This window comes from Microvirga yunnanensis (assembly GCF_025460875.1).
In genome coordinates, this window is sequence record NZ_JAMXFI010000181.1 from 1 (window position 1) to 16,263 (window position 16,263).

Annotated in this window: 15 protein-coding genes; 5 read left to right on the top strand and 10 right to left on the bottom strand. The window is 66.0% G+C overall.

The window, feature by feature from the left end:
• A partial coding sequence (gene arfA / locus NF876_RS41285) for an arabinosylfuranosidase ArfA (RefSeq protein ID WP_262273519.1) occupies positions 1–1,276 on the top strand: 1,276 nt, incomplete at its 5' end.
• Between the two features lie 215 nt (positions 1,277–1,491).
• Here arfA and NF876_RS41290 read toward each other — a convergent pair.
• From NF876_RS41290 to NF876_RS41305, 4 genes are all read right to left on the bottom strand, one after another.
• Positions 1,492–2,205 (bottom strand): 2-keto-4-pentenoate hydratase, encoded by a 714-nt coding sequence (locus NF876_RS41290; RefSeq protein WP_262273520.1) that lies wholly within the window; start codon positions 2,203–2,205, stop codon positions 1,492–1,494.
• Positions 2,206–2,272: 67 nt separating this feature from the next.
• Positions 2,273–2,476: a hypothetical protein gene (locus tag NF876_RS41295; protein WP_262273521.1), complete on the bottom strand. Its 204-nt coding sequence runs from the start codon at positions 2,474–2,476 to the stop codon at positions 2,273–2,275.
• 203 nt (positions 2,477–2,679) lie between these two features.
• A complete protein-coding gene (locus NF876_RS41300; protein ID WP_262273522.1) occupies positions 2,680–3,228 on the bottom strand; it encodes a sigma-70 family RNA polymerase sigma factor in 549 nt (182 codons plus the stop codon).
• Entirely contained in the window at positions 3,218–3,457 is a 240-nt protein-coding gene (locus NF876_RS41305) for a NepR family anti-sigma factor (protein WP_262273523.1), read from the bottom strand. The genes NF876_RS41300 and NF876_RS41305 overlap by 11 nt, the downstream gene beginning before the upstream one ends.
• A gap of 517 nt (positions 3,458–3,974) precedes the next feature.
• On the opposite strand from NF876_RS41305, the gene NF876_RS41310 reads away from it, so the two are divergent.
• Both NF876_RS41310 and NF876_RS41315 read left to right on the top strand, forming a co-directional pair.
• Positions 3,975–4,544: a DUF1269 domain-containing protein gene (locus NF876_RS41310; protein WP_262273524.1), complete on the top strand. Its 570-nt coding sequence runs from the start codon at positions 3,975–3,977 to the stop codon at positions 4,542–4,544.
• A gap of 120 nt (positions 4,545–4,664) precedes the next feature.
• Entirely contained in the window at positions 4,665–5,237 is a 573-nt protein-coding gene (locus NF876_RS41315; protein WP_262273525.1) for an HdeD family acid-resistance protein, read from the top strand.
• Between the two features lie 8 nt (positions 5,238–5,245).
• Here NF876_RS41315 and NF876_RS41320 read toward each other — a convergent pair whose 3' ends face one another.
• Genes NF876_RS41320 through NF876_RS41330 form a run of 3 tightly spaced genes read right to left on the bottom strand, consistent with a single transcriptional unit; the run spans position 5,246 to position 9,874 of the window.
• Positions 5,246–7,075 carry an SLC13 family permease gene (locus tag NF876_RS41320; protein ID WP_262273526.1) on the bottom strand — a complete coding sequence of 610 codons (1,830 nt, stop codon included), beginning with the start codon at positions 7,073–7,075 and terminating at the stop codon, positions 5,246–5,248.
• A gap of 4 nt (positions 7,076–7,079) precedes the next feature.
• Entirely contained in the window at positions 7,080–8,285 is a 1,206-nt protein-coding gene (locus tag NF876_RS41325; protein WP_262273527.1) for a M20/M25/M40 family metallo-hydrolase, read from the bottom strand.
• A gap of 35 nt (positions 8,286–8,320) precedes the next feature.
• Positions 8,321–9,874, bottom strand: coding sequence for an AbgT family transporter (locus NF876_RS41330; RefSeq protein WP_262273528.1), 1,554 nt, complete (start codon positions 9,872–9,874; stop codon positions 8,321–8,323).
• A gap of 786 nt (positions 9,875–10,660) precedes the next feature.
• On the opposite strand from NF876_RS41330, the gene NF876_RS41335 reads away from it, so the two are divergent.
• Complete coding sequence (locus NF876_RS41335; RefSeq protein WP_262273532.1) at positions 10,661–11,692, top strand: AI-2E family transporter; 1,032 nt, start codon at positions 10,661–10,663, stop codon at positions 11,690–11,692.
• Here the strand turns inward: NF876_RS41335 and NF876_RS41340 are convergent.
• The 3 genes from NF876_RS41340 to NF876_RS41350 all read right to left on the bottom strand — a co-directional run bounded on the left by NF876_RS41340 (position 11,583) and on the right by NF876_RS41350 (position 15,601).
• The gene (locus tag NF876_RS41340) at positions 11,583–13,433 is read right to left on the bottom strand and encodes a metallophosphoesterase family protein (protein WP_262273529.1); all 1,851 of its coding nucleotides are present in this window, start codon (positions 13,431–13,433) and stop codon (positions 11,583–11,585) included. The two genes, NF876_RS41335 and NF876_RS41340, sit on opposite strands and share 110 nt — an antisense overlap.
• Positions 13,434–13,638: 205 nt before the next feature.
• Positions 13,639–15,036, bottom strand: coding sequence for a metal-dependent hydrolase family protein (locus NF876_RS41345; protein WP_262273530.1), 1,398 nt, complete (start codon positions 15,034–15,036; stop codon positions 13,639–13,641).
• Between the two features lie 427 nt (positions 15,037–15,463).
• Entirely contained in the window at positions 15,464–15,601 is a 138-nt protein-coding gene (locus tag NF876_RS41350) for a hypothetical protein (protein WP_262273181.1), read from the bottom strand.
• A gap of 301 nt (positions 15,602–15,902) precedes the next feature.
• On the opposite strand from NF876_RS41350, the gene NF876_RS41355 reads away from it, so the two are divergent.
• Positions 15,903–16,263 (top strand): hypothetical protein (locus NF876_RS41355; RefSeq protein ID WP_262273531.1); only part of this gene is annotated, 361 nt, incomplete at its 3' end.

Sequence of the window (16,263 nt, forward strand, 5' to 3'; positions counted from 1 at the left end):
CGATCTCGCCTGGATGTCCACCGAGCCGAACACGTTCGGGACCAACGAGTTCATGGACTGGTGCCGGGCGGCCGGCGTCGAGCCCATGATGGCCGTCAATCTCGGCACCCGCGGCCCCGACGATGCTCGCCGCCTTCTGGAATACTGCAATTTCCCGGGCGGGACGGAACTGTCGGATCTGCGCCGGGCTCACGGTTGGGAGAAGCCGCACAATGTGAAGTTCTGGTGCCTGGGCAACGAGATGGACGGTCCCTGGCAGATGGAGACGAAGACCGCCTGGGAGTACGGGAGGATCGCCTCCGAGGCGGCCAAGCTCATGAAATGGATCGATCCGACCATCGAGCTGGCGGCGTGCGGCTCCTCCTCTCGCAACATGCCGACCTTCGGCTCCTGGGAGGACACGGTCCTCGACCACTCTTTCGAGCACGTGGAATACATCTCCCTGCACACGTACCTGAACAACTACGCGGACGACACTCCGGCCTTCCTCGCGAGCCCGGATCTGATGGACAGCTTCATCGAAGAGGTCGTGGCCATCGCCGACGCGGTCGCCGCCCGTCGCCGCTCGTCCAAGCGCATCATGCTGAGTTTCGACGAATGGAACGTCTGGTATCGCACCCGGCGCAAGAACGAGGGGCGGGTGAAGCTCGGATGGCCGGTCGCGCCCCAGATCCTCGAGGAAATCTACAACATGCAGGACGCACTTGCCTTCGGGGGAGCCTGCATATCGCTTCTCAACCACGCGGACCGGGTCAAGTCGGCCTGTCTTGCCCAGCTGGTGAACGCCATCGCGCCCATCATGACCGAGACCGGCGGACCGGCCTGGCGGCAGACGATCTTCTACCCGTTCAAGGACATGAGCACTCACGGCCGGGGCACCGTGCTGCAGACGCGCGTGAACTCGCCCACCTACGAGACGACCTATTACGATCCCCGCGGCACCTCGGACCTGCGCTTCCCGATTTCGGCGGTGCCCTATCTCAAGGTGTCGGTCGTTCACAATCACGAGGACGATTGCGTCACCATCTTCGCGCTCAACCGAAGCCTCGACGCGAGCCTGTCGGTGGAGGCCCTCGTCCGCGGCTTTGCCGGCCTGACGGTCAAGGAGGCGCATCAGCTGCGCAACGACGATCTGATGGCGGTCAACACGAAGGATGCCCCGGATACGATCACGCCGACCCCGCTCGAGGGGGTCGAGATCTGGGACGAGACGGTGAAAGTCAAGCTCGCGCCGGCCTCCTGGAACGTCATTCGCCTGGCGGTCCAGAAGCAATAGCGCATCGGACAATCGGGATGGCCGTGGAGGGTGTCAGTGCCGCCCCATGCCACCCTCCACGTCATCACCGGGCTTGTCCCGGTGATTCCGCTTGTTTGAGGCACGGCGCTACTCCGTATCGGGATGGCCGGCACAAGGCCGGCCATGACGTGTGGAGGATGTCAGGACCAAACCACACAGTCACCACGAGGCCGGAGGGGTTCGGCCGCTGCGCTCTATTCGCCATGAACCTCGACGCTTCCGAGGCCGGCGATGTCGAAGCGGAACGTGAAGGGTCCGCTGGGGAAGCGCGTCGTGACGATGCTGCCCGTCATGACGATGTCGCCCTTGCGCAGGGTGCGGCCCGAGTCGGCGAGGTGGTTCGCCAGCCAGGCCAGGGGGATGAACGGATGCCCGAGCGCATCCGCCCCGTATCCGCGCCCGATCTCCTCGCCGTCCTGATAGGCGACCCCTTCCATCGCATCCAGGCGGCCGGGAGGCGGCACGAAGTCTCCCAGCACGACGCCCGCATTCCAGGAATTGTCGGCGACGAGCGTGTTGATATCGAGAACGCTGTAATCGGCATGGCGATCATCGACGAGTTCGATCGCCGCAGCGACGGCATCGATCGCGTCGCCGGCCTGCTCGGGTGTGACCGGACCGTCACCCGGAACCAGATCGCGGCCGAGGCGGCAACAGATCTCGAATTCGAGGCCGAGGTGGCCATACTCGTCCAATGCGAGGCGGGCGCCGCTCCTCATGACCCTGCTGCTGAAAATCGTGCCGCTGACCGGCCGATCGATGCCGCACATCTCCTGCATGCGCCTGGAGGTCAGGCCGATCTTGTAGCCGGCCCGGGTATCGTCCGCGATGATGGACGCCACATAGGCGTCCTGCACGCGGTAAGCAGCCTGAAGGCCGCCGATCCCATCGATCCTATGGAATTTCACTCGATTTCGGTGTTCGGCAGCCAGCTGGTCGGCGATCGTGCTCGGTGACATGCTCACAGGGACGCCCTCAGGTCGGGGTGGTTGGGGTCAGCAGCGCCGCGACGGCGCTCTGCCGGATTATCGGCGTGGAGTTCCGCCGCGACAAGCATCCCGCGGACGGGCAGAGTGCCGGCTCGCCGACCGAACGATGAGCCTGGAACGGAAAAGGTGCTCCGGCGGGCGCCTCCAGCCGCAGATCCTGCTGTCCGGTTTCGGCTTCCCTGCTGTCCATGACGTTCTCCTGTCCGCCGCGCCCGAAGAGTTCCCGTCCATCCGGACGTCCTGGCTCCTTTTCCTAACGCCGAACCGGCGCGCTTTGCTCAATCCCCGGCCATGCCGCGATCCGGTGCACCGTTGTAACAGGCCGCCGTCGTCGCTCCGGCCGCGTTCGACCGGCCGTGCACCTTCGTCGGCAGCGCCCGAACCGGGGAGATGTCAGGGTGCGTGCCGGAACAGTGCTGCTCTGACCAGGCGGTCCGGGCCGAGGTCTTCGCTGCCGTCGAGCTCCAGAAGTTCCGCCAGGCGGTTTCGGGCGCGGCTCACGCGGCTCTTGATGGTGCCGATGCTGACCCCGCAGATCTGAGCCGCTTCCTCATAGGAGACGCCCTCCGCGGAGACGAGCAGAAGAGCTTCCCGTTGCTCGACGGAGAGCTTCGTCAAGGCGACCTGAAGGTCCCTGAAGTCGAGGCGAGAGCCTTGTTCCGGCATCACGGCCAGTTGCTGGGCCATGACCCCGTCCGGATCCTCCACCTCCCGTCGTCGCCTGCGATAATCGGTGTGGAACTGGTTTCTCAGGATGGTGAAGAGCCAGGCCTGCATGCTCGTGCCCGGCAGGAACTTGTCGAGGTTCTCGAGCCCACGCAGCAGAGCGACCTGAACGAGATCGTCCGCGCGCTCGATGTTGCCGGACAGGGAAATGGCGAAGGCGCGCAGATGCGGGATCGCGGCCAACATGGCCTGATGGACGGAACTCTCATTCGCCATCAGGCTGCGTTCCCTCCTGATCCAGTTGCGCGAGGAGCTGGACGAACCGGTCCGGAACGGGCTCACTCATCAGGTGAGAGTACAAGGCCTGAAGCTGCTCCCCCAAGAAGGATGCGACGTGCGGCGGCAAGGTCGGCTCGGCTTCCGGGGCGTTCTCACCGTCGAGGATCTCCTCGATGGCATTCGGCTCGACCAGGGCGGCGTCGCTTTTCGGGTTGCTGGCAACCACTCTCTCCTCCACACCGCTGCTTCTGTCTCTGAATGGGCTCACCGCGGACTGTCTGCCTTAACGCAAGAGCAAAGCTTTGCCATTCACCTATGATAGTGCCGGAAAGGCAGGTCCGATCGATCACATGCGCTCGCCGAGGTCTGCGTCTAGCGCATCGCACAATCGGGATGGCCGTCTCTCCCCTCCACGTCATCACCGGGCCACATACACACCACGTCATCACCGGGCTTGTCCCGGTGATCCCGATCCGGTGGAGCGCCGCGCCTCACCGTATCGAGATGGCCGGCACAAGGCCGGCCATGACGTGTGGAGGGAGTCATCACCGGGCTTGTCCCGGTCGGCCGCGATGCGGATGGCCGCTTCGGAACGGATGGTCCCGGTCAGGATGCCGCCAGCCCGGCGCCCGAGGGTCCGTGGCCGAAATCCTAGGGTTATACCTGATAGACCTCGCCAGCCGGTTGATGGTAATTTGGACCTTGTTACGACCCACATGATTGGCGCTGGAGGAGCGGATCCCATGGCTGAACTGGTGGTCGTCGGGTTCGACAACCCGAATGATGCTGATCGTGTCCTGACCGAGCTGACCCGACTGCAGAAGGAATATCTCATCGATCTGGAGGATGCCGTCGTGGCCATCCGCGGAGCGGACGGTGCCGTCCGTGTCAAGCAGAGCGTCAACCTCGTCAGGCTCGGGGCGACGTCCGGCGGACTCTCCGGCGCAATGTGGGGCAGCCTCATCGGATTGCTGTTCCTCAATCCCCTCGCCGGGCTTGCGATCGGGGGCGCGGTGGGAGCCGGGTCCGGCGCGCTGTCCGGAAGCATGATCGACTACGGCATCAACGACGACTTCATCAAATCCATCGGTTCGACCCTCAAGCCCGATACATCGGCCCTGTTCCTGCTCGTTCGAAAATCGCAGCCCGAGAAGGTGCTGGCCGAGCTCTCCGGTTTCAGCGGGCACATCATCCGGTCCTCGCTGTCGCCGGAGCAGGAAGCGAAGCTCCAGGCCGCCCTGTCGAAGGCGCATGCGCCAAGTCCAAGCGAGGGAGTTGCGGCGGCGGGTTCGGTTCCGGCGCAGGCGCAGTGAGAATTCCGATGACGGCCTCGGGGCGGAGCCTGTCGTTTCCCGGCGCGTGTGGACCGCCGCGCACGAAGCGCATCCGGCCGACCGCTCGCGGTCGGGAGCTGCATGAGGCGGGAGGGTAGGATGGCCATATCGCTGGACGCCGCGGCAGAGGTGTTTCGCGAGGCCATGCGGAGTTCGGTCAAGCGCTATGCGCTGTGGTATCTGACGGAGGGCTTGCTCCTCGTCGCGGCCGGCACCTTGGCGATCATCTATCCGATCGTCTCGTCGACCGCGGTCATCGTTCTCCTCGGCTGGCTTCTGGTGATCAGCGGATTGTTGCAGACCCTCAGCCTCGTCAGCGCGCGCCATGTGCCGCATTTCTGGCTGCAACTGATCTCCATCGGCCTTGCCATGCTGATCGGCTTCCTGTTCCTGCGCGATCCGGCCCAGGGACTGACGACGATCTCGCTTCTCCTCATCGTTTTCTTCATGATGGAGGGCATTTCAAAAGTCGTCTTCGCGTTGACGATCCGTCCCTTTCCCAATTGGGGCTGGGTTCTGGCCAGCGGCGTCGTGGGCATCGTGCTTTCGCTGATCCTCTGGGCTTATCTGCCGGTGACGTCCGTCTGGCTCCTCGGATTCCTGCTCGGAATGAACCTGATCAGCGTCGGTTCGGCCATCGCCTATCTCGCCTGGCAGGTGCGGGCGAGCTGAAGCATCCGTCAGAACCGCCAGATCAGCGGCACGACGAAGACCGCGATGACGAAGAACCATAAGAGAAGGGGCAATCCCAGCTTCCAGTAATCGCCGAAAACGTAGCCGCCGGGGCCCATCACCATCAGGTTCGTGGGCGTCGCGATGGGAGTCAGGAAAGCCCCCGCGGCGGCGACCGCGGTGCTCATCAGCACGGGACGCGGCGAGATCCCCATGCTGGTCGCAGCCGCGGCCCCGATCGGGATCACGATCAGGGCGGTCGCGGTGTTGCTGATCAACTGACCGAGGGCTGCGGTGAGCACGAAGAGGCCGGCCAGGAGCGCGTAGGGACCGGCGCCGCCCACGAGGCCGACCAGACCTTCCGCCAGCAACCGGGCCGCCCCGGTCTCCACCATCGCGGTCGACAGCGGCATCAGCGCCCCGACCAGGATCACGGTCGTCCAGTCGACCGCCCGATAGGCCTGCTCGAGGGTCATGATCCGGGACAGGGTGATGGCGCCGGCGGCGAGGAGGCCGGCGACGGCGGGCGGCACGAGGCCGGTCGCGAGCAGGATGACCATGCAGATGAGCACGGCAATCGCCTGGTAGGCTCCCGGCCCAAGCGGCACCGCCTGGCGCCGCACCAGCTCGGGTGAGTTCACCACCAGCACGTCCGGATCGCTGAGGTGAAGATCGAGCGCCTTCCAGGTCCCCTGGAGCAGCATGCTGTCCCCGGGATGCAGGGCCACACCCTGTCCGGACTTTTGGCCGCCCGTGCCGACCTCCGACCCCGCCCGTTGCACCGCGAGGACAACGAGGTCGCCGCTGTCGGTGACCATGCCCGGGAAAACCGCCTGGCCGACAAGCCCGGACCGCGGCGGGATCACCACCTCGGCCAGACCGGACCTGCGGTTGAACAGCGTGTCCTCGCCCTGACCCGATGCGACGTCCTCGCGAAACGCGAGGTGCATCCGCGCCGCGAGAGAGGCGGCCGCCTCCGCGCCTGCCCGGATGAGGATGTGGTCTCCCTCCGAAACGGATCGGCGAAGCGGAGAGGGTCCGTCTCCGTCCTGAACCGAGATGAGTTGCACGTCTGCGAAGCGGGACAAGTCCAGCTCCGACGGAGAAAGGCCGATCAACGGCGAGGTGGCGCGCACACGGAGCCGGACGATCCCGTCGGCGAGCCCATACTGCTCCACCAGCGTCTTTGCATGACGACTGAGATCGGCCGGCATCTTGGCGCCGTTGCGTTGCGGCAGAAGGCGCTCGCCGAAGAGAACGATGATCGCCATGGTGCCGATCAGAAGGGGAAAGCCCACGAGGGTGAATTCGAAGAAGGCGAACTCGCCCACTCCGGCCTCCGATGCGGCCTCCGAGACGAGGACGTTCACCGGCGTGCCGGTGAGAGCAAGCATCGATCCCGCATGGGCCGAGAAGACGAGGGGCATCAGGAGCTGCGAGGATTTCCTCTTGAGGCGCACGGCCATGACCACAACGACCGGAAGCAGGGCGGCAACCGCACCGTTGACGCTGATCATGGCCGTGAGCAGAGCCACGAGGCTCATGGTGAGGAGCAGAAGACGCGTCCGGCTCTCCTGTCCCGCTCCCTGGATCAGGAGCTGACCGGCCCAGGCCGTCACGCCGGTGGCTTCCAGAGCCGCACTGACGACGAACAGGCAGGCGATGAAGATGACCGCAGGATCGCCGAAACCGCCGAGCGCCTGCTCCAGGGTCAGGACATGCGTGGCCCAGAGCCCCAGCGCGGTCGCCATCGCGACGACGACGACCGGCAGCTTGTTCCAGATGAACAGGACGACGGCTGCGGCGATGATGACGGCGATATAGGTGATCGGGCTCAATCGCTCACTCGTCCTCGATCGTGGCCAACAGCAGCGCGAGACGGCAGCCGGTCGCGAATTCCGGCAGGTTCACGAATTCCTCGATGGTGTGGATCTCCGCCTGGCCGGCCCCGATGGTGACGGTCGGAACGCCGTGCTTGTCGAGCCAGTTGGCATCCAGACCCCCGTTCGAGAACAGGTAGTTGGGCTTGAGGCCGAGCATGGTCATGGCCCTGGTCGCGCGCCGCACCACCGGTGAGGTCTCCTCGAGGTTGAAAGGCGGATAGGACGGGATGTGCCTGAAGGCGATTTCGGCCATCTCGCCCTCATGATCCTTCACCTGGTCTCGAGCCTTCTGGAATGCCCGTCCGAATCCCTCCGCGATGGAAGCTGCGAAGGCGGATGTCGGGCTTCGGGCCTCTCCCCTGATGAAAGCGTAGTCGGTGACGACATTGGTCGCGTCCCCAGCGGCCTTGCCGTCCCTGCCACCGAAGATGCCGACATTGCTCGTTCCCGTGCCGTCGCTCTTCACGACCTTGCCGAACCATCCCTCCCGTTGCGCTTCCGCAAGCCCGATGGCGCCGACGAGAGTCGCCGAGATGCCCTTCTCGGGCGCGACGCCCGCGTGCGAGGCCTTGCCCCGGATCTCGACCTCCCAGTTCTCCTGGCCGACCGCGCCGACGATCAGATCGTTCGGATCCTGGCCATCGACGTTGATGCACATCACCGCGCCGCCGAGATCGGCCGGGTCGAGTTCGCGCGCGCCGTGCAGGCCGCTTTCCTCCCGCACCGTGAAGAGCAGCGTGATGGGCGGGTGCGCCAGGCCGTGCTTCAGAAGGGTCTCGGCCAGGATGACGAGAATGGCGCATCCCGTGCGATTGTCGCCGCCGAGGGCCGTCGTGCCGTCTCCGACGATGCGGTCGCCTTCGCGTCGCGGCTTGGCGCCCGCACAGAGCGGCACCGTATCGAGATGGGTCGCGAACAGAAGCCGCGGTCCCGGTCGGGTGCCGGGCAGGTCGACGATCAGGTTCCCCGTTTCCGTCGGGATCGGAATGCGCTTGTGCGCGTCATCGAAGCGGATCGCGGAGGCGGGCACACCCGCCGTCCTGAGGGCGTCCGAGACGGCTTCGGCAATCGCCGCCTCCTGCCCGGTCACGCCCTCCACCGAGAGGAACCGCATCAGATGAGCTTCGGCGGCGGCGGTATCGAGGGGGAGGGCAAAGCTGTCCATCGTCTCATTCCGTTGCTTGCGGTTGGCCGGCAGGTTCACAGCCCCCAGGGGAGCCCGAGCATCTTCCAGAGGGCGAAAAGGGCCGTCCAAAGAACGAACATCCACACCACATAGGGGAGCATCAGCGACACGATGGTGCCGACACCCGCCGTCCGGTCGTATCTCTGGGCGAACCCCACGACCAGGGCGAAATACGCGTTCAGGGGCGTGATCGCGTTCATCGGCGAGTCGCCGACCCGATAGGCGGCGAGCACCGCCTCCGGCTCGACCCCGAGCTTCATGAGCAAGGGCACGAAGACCGGGGCGAAGATCGCCCATTTGGCGATGGCGCCGGTCAGCAGCAGGTCGATGATCGCCACCACGACGATGAAGCCGAGCAGCAGCGGCAGCGCGCCGATGTTGGCCGCCTGCAACGCGCCCGACAGGCTGAGCGCCATCACGGTGCCCATGTTGGTATAGGTGAAGTAGGCGACGAACTGGCTCAGGACGAAGAACAGGAAGATCGTGCCGCCGAGGCTCTTCACCGCCTTCTCGATAGCGGCGATCACCTCGGGCAGCGTCCTGAGAGTCCCGGCGCCGATGCCATAGGTCCACCCGGTCACGAGGAACATGAGCATGATCAGCGCGATCAGACCGTTCATGAAGGGCGAGTTGCCGATGAGCTCCCGCGTGTCGGGGTTGCGCAGCGGCGCGCCCGGGGGAAGGGTCAGGAGGCAGAAGACGGCGATCAGCGCGATGAGCCCAATGCCCGCGAAGCGCAGGCCCCGGGACTCCTGCTCCGACAATTCGGCGGCCTGCTCGGTCGTCGTTCCCTCGGCGGCCAGCCTGGGATCGTAGGTTCCCAGCCGGGGCGCGATCACGCGGTCGGTGATGAAGGCCACCACGACGGTGAGGAACAGCACCGAGGCGAACGAAAACCAGACATTCGAGGCGAGCCCGATGGAACGGTTGGGATCGACCAGATGAGCCGCGTCGTTGGTGAACTCGACGAGCACCGCGTCGAGCGGCTTGATCAGCATGTTGACGGTAAAAGCGCCCGCCACGGCGGCGAAGCCCAGGGCGAGCCCGGCCAGGGGATGGCGCCCCACGGCCAGATAGGCGACGCCCGCAAGCGGGATCAGGACCAGATAGCCCGCATCGGCCGCGATGCTGGCGATGATGCCGACGAAGGACAGGATGTAGGTCAGCGCCCAGGCCGGCGACACGATGACGAGCTTGCGGATCAACGCGGTCACCAGGCCGGATTCCTCGGCCACGCCCGCGCCGATCATCGCGACGATCATGAGTCCGACCGCCGTGAAGCCCATGAAATTCGGGATCAAGGACGCGTAGATGAAGCGGATGCCGTCCGCGGTCAGAAGGCTGCGGATCTCCGTGGTGGCGGTTTCGACCTGGTGCGTGTCGGGGTTGATGCGCTCGAAGGAGACGGCCGCCCCGAACAGGCTGAGCACGGCCGAGAGCACAATGACGATGCCGATGAGGATCAGGAAGATCACGACCGGATGGGGAACCATGTTCCCCACGCGCTCGACGCCGTCGAGAAACCGCTGCATCGTGGTCTTCGGCGCGATTTCCGTGCTGGTTGTCATTTCTCGCCCTTGAGCTAGAGGGCCCCACGACAGGAGGCACGACACGCAGCTGTGCACTGACCGGGCTAAAGCATTGGACGTGTCATCGAACCCACGCCCGATGCTTCAAGCTTTTGTTGTGGAGCATCTTTCCACGCAAAACCGGTTCCCACTTTTGCGCTCGATGCTCTAGGTGTCCAGCAATGAGCGGAACTGGCGACACTCAATCCGCAGGCTCGTGACAATCGTCCTCGAGATCCGACACGGAGACATGGACTCTGGAGACATGGACTCTGAAGACTTGGGCTCTATCGAGCAAAATGCCCGTTCTTCAGGTCACCCGGGGAGGGATTATGGTCTCTTTCCAACATGGTGACAAGCAATAAATCCTTGGATTCTCGATGGAAGCGGCCGGCTGCGCCATCTGCCATGGATCCGGCAGCAGGGTTGCTCGACGAGATGGCAGGCTTTCCGGTCCCGGCCTCAGCCGTGCATCGACATTCGGCCGTCGAGAATGCGGGAACACCTCGTAATCCCTGCGACGCACGCGTTCCCGACGTCTCGCGATTTGCTCCTGTCGCGGACTGCCGGTATCCTGTTGCGCGATCTTGCGTGAGCGGGCGCTCCGCAAGCGACGGCGAGCGGCTTCGGATTGCAGACCGGTCCGATGGCGCCGGCCCGCGATCATGGCGGGGCTCATCGCCATGGCTGCCATGGACCGGGAGGGACGACGTGGATCAACCTCATGTTCCCGTGGACGAGACCCGTCGTGGCCCCTCTCGCATCGAGTCGACGAACTGGGCCCTGATGACGATGACGACCCTGATCGTCCTCGGGGCGATCTACGTGGCCGAGGCCGTCATCGCACCGGTGGCCTTCGCGCTGTTCCTGATCGCGATCGTGTGGCCGTTGCAGGCCCGGCTCCAGGCCTTCGTTCCGCGTCTCGTCGCCCTGGCGATCAGCGTCCTGTTGCTGGTGACTGCGTTCAGCGGCTTTGCCTCGCTGGTGGTCTGGGCCTTCAGCCGGGTCGGACGCTGGATCCTCCTCAATCTGGGCCGCTTCCAGGCGATCTACAATCAGATGACGGCATGGCTCGAGGAGCAGGGGATCGTCGTGGCGAGCCTCTGGGCGGATCACTTCAACATCAGTTGGATCGTGGGCCTCATGCAGAAGTTCACGGGCCAGGTCAACACGACCCTGAGCTTCTGGCTCATCGTCCTCGTATACGTGATCATCGGGCTGCTCGAAGTCGAAGGAACGGCGCGGAAGATCGGAACTTTGCCGGATCGACGGGTGTCGCGGGTCCTGCTCGCGGGCGGCGCGGAAGCGGCCGTGAAGATCCGCCGCTACATGGTGGTGCGAACCGTGATGAGCGCCCTGACCGGCGCGCTCGTCTGGCTCTTCGCGGAGCTCTTCGGATTGCCGCTCGCCCAGGAGTGGGGGGTGATTGCCTTCACGTTGAACTACATCCCTTTCATCGGGCCTTTCATCGCGACCCTGTTCCCCACGTTGCTCGCGATGGTGCAGTTCGATACCTGGCAGGCCGTCATCACGGTCTTCGCGTGCCTGAACGTGATTCAGTTCGTGGTTGGAAGCTATATCGAGCCTCGCCTGTCCGGAAGCGTGCTCGCCATGTCGCCGTTCGTCGTGCTGTTCTCGATCTTCCTCTGGACGTTCCTGTGGGGCCTGCCGGGGACGTTCATCGGGCTTCCGATCACGATTGCCGTTCTCACCTTCTGTGCTCAGGATCCGGCGACGCGGTGGCTGGCGGTTCAGCTCGGGCCACCGGACGAGGCGGATGAACCGCTCCCCGATCGTCCTCCCCATCGGAAAACGTGACTTCGACCCGTTCGGGCCTGGCGAGCTGAAGCCCGCCATCGACCATGGCGAGGGTATGGACCAGGAAGGAGGCGCTCTCGATCGGCGCCCCCTGCATGACCTGCGACGACGCGGAGACGATCCGGACGCTCGCGCATTGTCCGATCCACTCCGTGTGACGATGACCATGGACGACCACGAGGCGCCGGGCGAAGGGCCGAAGCTGTCGGACGAACCACGATCCGTTGATGAGGGCCGTGCCGATGCGCTCCGAGAAGGCCCGCGCCGGCGTGGGATATTCGACCACGTGATGATGAAGGGCGACGATCCAGCCGGCGCGGGGATAAAGCTCCATGGCGGCCGCCAGATCCTGCGCTTGCAGCGCCGACATGATCCCGAGGGCATTCGTGAAGGAGAAGTGGGTCTGGGCGTTCGAGTTGAGAAGCGCCACGCCGATGCCTTCCTCCGTTGTCGGCGGGACGATCAGGGGAAATGCATCGTCCCATATCTGAGCCAGTCGCAGGGACCGGCGGAGCCCTCCCGTTTCGGCAAAGGCCTCGATGTCGTTCCTGTACGGGGCAAGTCTCTCGGAAAGAGTGCGACCCAGGCGCCCCGCCTCGGAATCGAAGCAGAAGACCCTGCCTCCGTGCAGGGCTTCGAGCGCCGAGAGGGTCCTGAGTTGGCGCAGGCGCTTGCCGGGACTGGTCGGCAGCTCGAGCCGGGCCGGATTCGCGCGGTCGACCACGTTCACGTCATGGTTCCCGGGCAGGATCAGGATGCGTTCGGCCAGATCGGGATAGGCGGCGACCGCGTCGATGAACTCCGCCCACTCGGCCGACCGGCCGGCATCGGTCATGTCGCCGGTGATCAGGACCAGATCGACCGGATGGCGCCTGTGGAGCGAGGCGAGGCGATCGACGACACGGTGCATTCTTGCGTTGCCCTGCGGCCCGGTCCTCCCGCTTTCGATCCGGAACCCATAGCGCTCTCCGACCGCATGGAGGTCGGACAGGTGCGCGATCCGCCATGTCCGGACGCCGGACGGGATCTCGGCGAAGGTCATGAGGTCGGCCGGCCGGCCCAGGGCGCCATCGGCCACCGCCCAGACGAGGGCCGCTCCCATGACATAGCATCCGACAATGACCACCGCGTTGGCGAGAGCGGGACCGATCAGCTGGAGCGGCGTGAAAACGTCGCCCGCATGGCCGATCCAGCGCGACGCGGGCCAGGCAAGCAGGACGGACCAGAGCGACAGTCCGCTCAGCAGCAGGCCTCCGCCCAGGGCCGCGGCAGCGTAGAGACGCGTGCGCTGCCGCGGTTTGAGGCCGGGAGCGAGCCTGCCGCCGATATGGCGCAGGCCTTCCCGGAACAGAGCATAGACCGGCTGTACGGCCAGTGCATTGAGCGACCAGAAGCTTTGCTCGGCGGCGCGCAGCACGGGCCTGCCGCCGACCCAGGCGAGCGCCACGAGGCCTCCGACGATCAGCAGCGACCAGAACCCTGCCAGCGCGGTCGCGAGCTGCCGGGATATGGTGTTGGCCCATCCCAGGATCACCAGCGGGGCAAGCCCGAGGAGAACCGCCGGAAGGCCGATCAGCATGATCCAGGCCGCAAAAAGCTTGGGAAAGCTGATTTCGGCGAGAAGGCGACCGCCGATCGCGATCAGCGACCGGCTCTTGGGGCTCGCGACGTCATCCTCGATGTCGCCGCCGCGCGGGTCGATGAGAAAGGGAATGCCGGGATCGACGGTCGTCTCCCGCATCGTCCCTGTCTCCTGCCCGGACGGTGACTTGCTCATCATGGCCGATTCCGGTCGTTGCTCGAAAGTGCGAAACCCAGGGGCGCTCATCCGGTCGGGTCTCCTCGGGTCCGGTGACCCCGATGCCGTCGGCGCATCGTCGCGGCCTTCGGGGCGCTCCAGGACAATGACACGATCCGAGCCCCGGGGCACGCCTGGGGACCGGACATCACCGGGGCAGGGTGTCCTTGTAGAGCCGTCCGTCCTTCATGATGACGAGGAAGTTCCTGGCCGGGTCGGCGACCAGGTCGAGGTTGTCGAGCGGATTGCCGTCGACGAGCAGCAGGTCGGCCAGCGCTCCCTCTTCCACGACCCCGAGCTTGCCCGGATAGGGATTGCGCAGTCCGGACAGGTCGAGGAGTTCGGCGTTCGTCGACGTCGCCATGGTGAGCGCCTCGGCCGGCGTGTACCAGCGGGCGAGCGTCGCGAGCATGGCCCCCTGGCGTTCGGCCAGTTCCTGCGAGAAAAGGACGTCGGTCCCGAAAGCGGTCTTGATGTGATACGCCTTCGCCAACGCATAGACCCTCTCGGTTCCCGCCAGAACCTGCTTCTTCTTCGCCTGCTCGGCCGGCCCTAGAGCGTCGGCGCCGCCGAGGTCGAGGAACGGCTGCGTGCTCAGCCAGATCCCTTTCTCGGCCATCAGCCGGGCCGTGGCGTCGTCCATCAGGTGCCCGTGCTCGATGCAGCGGACGCCCGCCGCGATCGACCGCTGGATCGACGCGGGCGTGTAGGCGTGGGTGCAGACGTAGGTTCCCCAGTTCTCGGCGGCCTCGACCGCAGCACGAAGCTCCGGCTCGGTGAAGGTGGAAACGTCGAGCGGGCTGAACGGGGAGGCCACGCCGCCGCCGGCCGTCAGCTTGATCTGGGACGCACCCTGCATGAGCTGCTCCCGCGCCCGCAGGCGCACCTCGTCCGGGCTGTCGGCGATCATGCTGCCGCCAAGCTGCTCGACGCGCGCGAGCATCCCGCCGATGGTCCTCGGCAGATCGGACAGCGGCCGAAAGTCGCCATGGCCGCCCGTGATCGTGATGATGGCGCCGGAGGGATAGATGCGCGGGCCCGGCAGCAGGCCTTCATCGATGGCGCGCTTGAGGTCGAAGGCTGGGCCGCCCATGTCCCGGACCGTGGTGAAACCGCGCATCAGCGTCGCCGTCGCCTCGACGCCCGCCAGCAGGTTCGAATAGCCGATCCCGCTCGAGAGGAGCGTCACGGGCGTTGGGCGCACCAACATCGCGTGCCAATGCATGTCGATCAGCCCCGGCATCAGCACGCGCCCGTTTCCGGGAATCACCTGGACGGCGGTGTCCGATGAGACGTCGATCGGGGCGGTCGAGACCCGCGCGATGACATTGCCCTTCACCAGAACATGGCTGGGCGGCGACAGCATGGGGCTCCTGCCGTCGAAGATCCGCACATTCTCGAGGAGAGTCGCCGCAGGGCCCTGCGGGGTCGCCGGGGGCCGCTCGGCCGCATCGCCCGGACCCGGCGCGATGCACAGGAGCGCCGCCGTCGCGAGCCGCCGGAAGGATCGTGTGACATTGCTGGCGGTCGCCGGGAAGACAGACATTGCGTTCCCCTGTTCTCGCACGCCCCGACCCCGTTGCGGCAACCGGCCGGGTCTGCGACACCATACGGCGCCCCATGCGACGGCGGGCGCAGTGGGGTCTCTCGCGGGGTCTCTCGCGGGCTCCCTCGGTGGGCTGCTCCGGCCGGAGCTTAGCCCGTCTCACACCCGCGGACCATCGGGAAAACCCCGAGCGCGACAGGGGAAATGCCCAAGCCGGGCCCGGTTCGATTCCGGTCCGGACGGGGTGTCGTCGCCGAGGCGTGTTCCCGTGCTCCACACGGCTCCACGCGAAGGCTCGCCGCCCGGTCCCCGGCGCGGTGCGCCGGGCCGGTTGGTCCGTGAGGATCCGTTCATCGGTCTCGCCGAGATCCATGGCGCGACACGCGCAATGCCGGCGGGGGCGAGCCTGCGGTCCGGGAGGCTGCGATCAGTGCTTGGAGTCCGACCGGGCCTCGACGATCTCGCTCACGGCCCATTTGGTCGATTGCGGTGTCGCGCCTCCCTTGGGCTTCTCCTTCTTCGGCTTCTTGGATTCCCGATTCCCGTGCTGCTCCCGGTGTGCCATGACCGACTCCTCCCTGCAGGAATGTCGCGACGGATCGCACGCCGGCATGATAGCACACCTGCATCGCCACGGGCCTGCCGACGCGACGGTTCCGACGGTCCCGTCAGGACGGGTGCCTTGGGGGCAAAAGGATAGCCGTGCCGGATTGCCCAGGCTTGGCCTTGATTCAGCCCCGGAGCAGACACGATCGGCTTCTGCGATAGGGCTCCGGTCGAGCCCGGACCCGAACGCCAGGATCGAAGCGAGAAGATCGAAGCCCCAGGATCAAAGCCCCAGGTTCAAAGCCCGAGGATCAAAGCCCATGTCGCGGGACGAACTCTTTCCCCTGAGCCATTTCTCCCCCCGGCTGCAATCGGTGATATGCGGCGAGTTCGCCGGCCGCTGCCCGAGCCTCGGGGAGGTGGCGGCGATCCCGGATGCGCGCTGGCTGTCCACCCCGGCGATCGGTCCGGCCCTGCTGCGCAAGATCCGGGCGGTTGGGCGGTGCGAGGAGCAGCCGGCCGGGCCGCTCAGCGATGCCGAGCTGCTCGCGCGTCTGGCGGCCCTGCAGGAGGAGCTGCGGCTGCTCCAGCAGGCGGTGCGCAGCGCGATCCCGGCCCGCGCCGGGCATCCGCACCGGCCGCGCCTGGCCGTCGGGCACGGCCCGCGCGAGCGCCGGCCGG

What these genes read in the sequence shown, in the direction of transcription:
- NF876_RS41295 (WP_262273521.1), bottom strand. Translation starts at nt 2,476, where the DNA reads ATGGACAGCAGGGAAGCCGAAACCGGACAGCAGGATCTGCGGCTGGAG.
- NF876_RS41300 (WP_262273522.1), bottom strand. Translation starts at nt 3,228, where the DNA reads ATGGCGAATGAGAGTTCCGTCCATCAGGCCATGTTGGCCGCGATCCCG.
- NF876_RS41310 (WP_262273524.1), top strand. Translation starts at nt 3,975, where the DNA reads ATGGCTGAACTGGTGGTCGTCGGGTTCGACAACCCGAATGATGCTGAT.
- NF876_RS41315 (WP_262273525.1), top strand. Translation starts at nt 4,665, where the DNA reads ATGGCCATATCGCTGGACGCCGCGGCAGAGGTGTTTCGCGAGGCCATG.
- NF876_RS41325 (WP_262273527.1), bottom strand. Translation starts at nt 8,285, where the DNA reads ATGGACAGCTTTGCCCTCCCCCTCGATACCGCCGCCGCCGAAGCTCAT.
- NF876_RS41330 (WP_262273528.1), bottom strand. Translation starts at nt 9,874, where the DNA reads ATGACAACCAGCACGGAAATCGCGCCGAAGACCACGATGCAGCGGTTT.
- NF876_RS41335 (WP_262273532.1), top strand. Translation starts at nt 10,661, where the DNA reads ATGACGATGACGACCCTGATCGTCCTCGGGGCGATCTACGTGGCCGAG.
- NF876_RS41340 (WP_262273529.1), bottom strand. Translation starts at nt 13,433, where the DNA reads ATGCGGGAGACGACCGTCGATCCCGGCATTCCCTTTCTCATCGACCCG.
- NF876_RS41345 (WP_262273530.1), bottom strand. Translation starts at nt 15,036, where the DNA reads ATGTCTGTCTTCCCGGCGACCGCCAGCAATGTCACACGATCCTTCCGG.
- NF876_RS41350 (WP_262273181.1), bottom strand. Translation starts at nt 15,601, where the DNA reads ATGGCACACCGGGAGCAGCACGGGAATCGGGAATCCAAGAAGCCGAAG.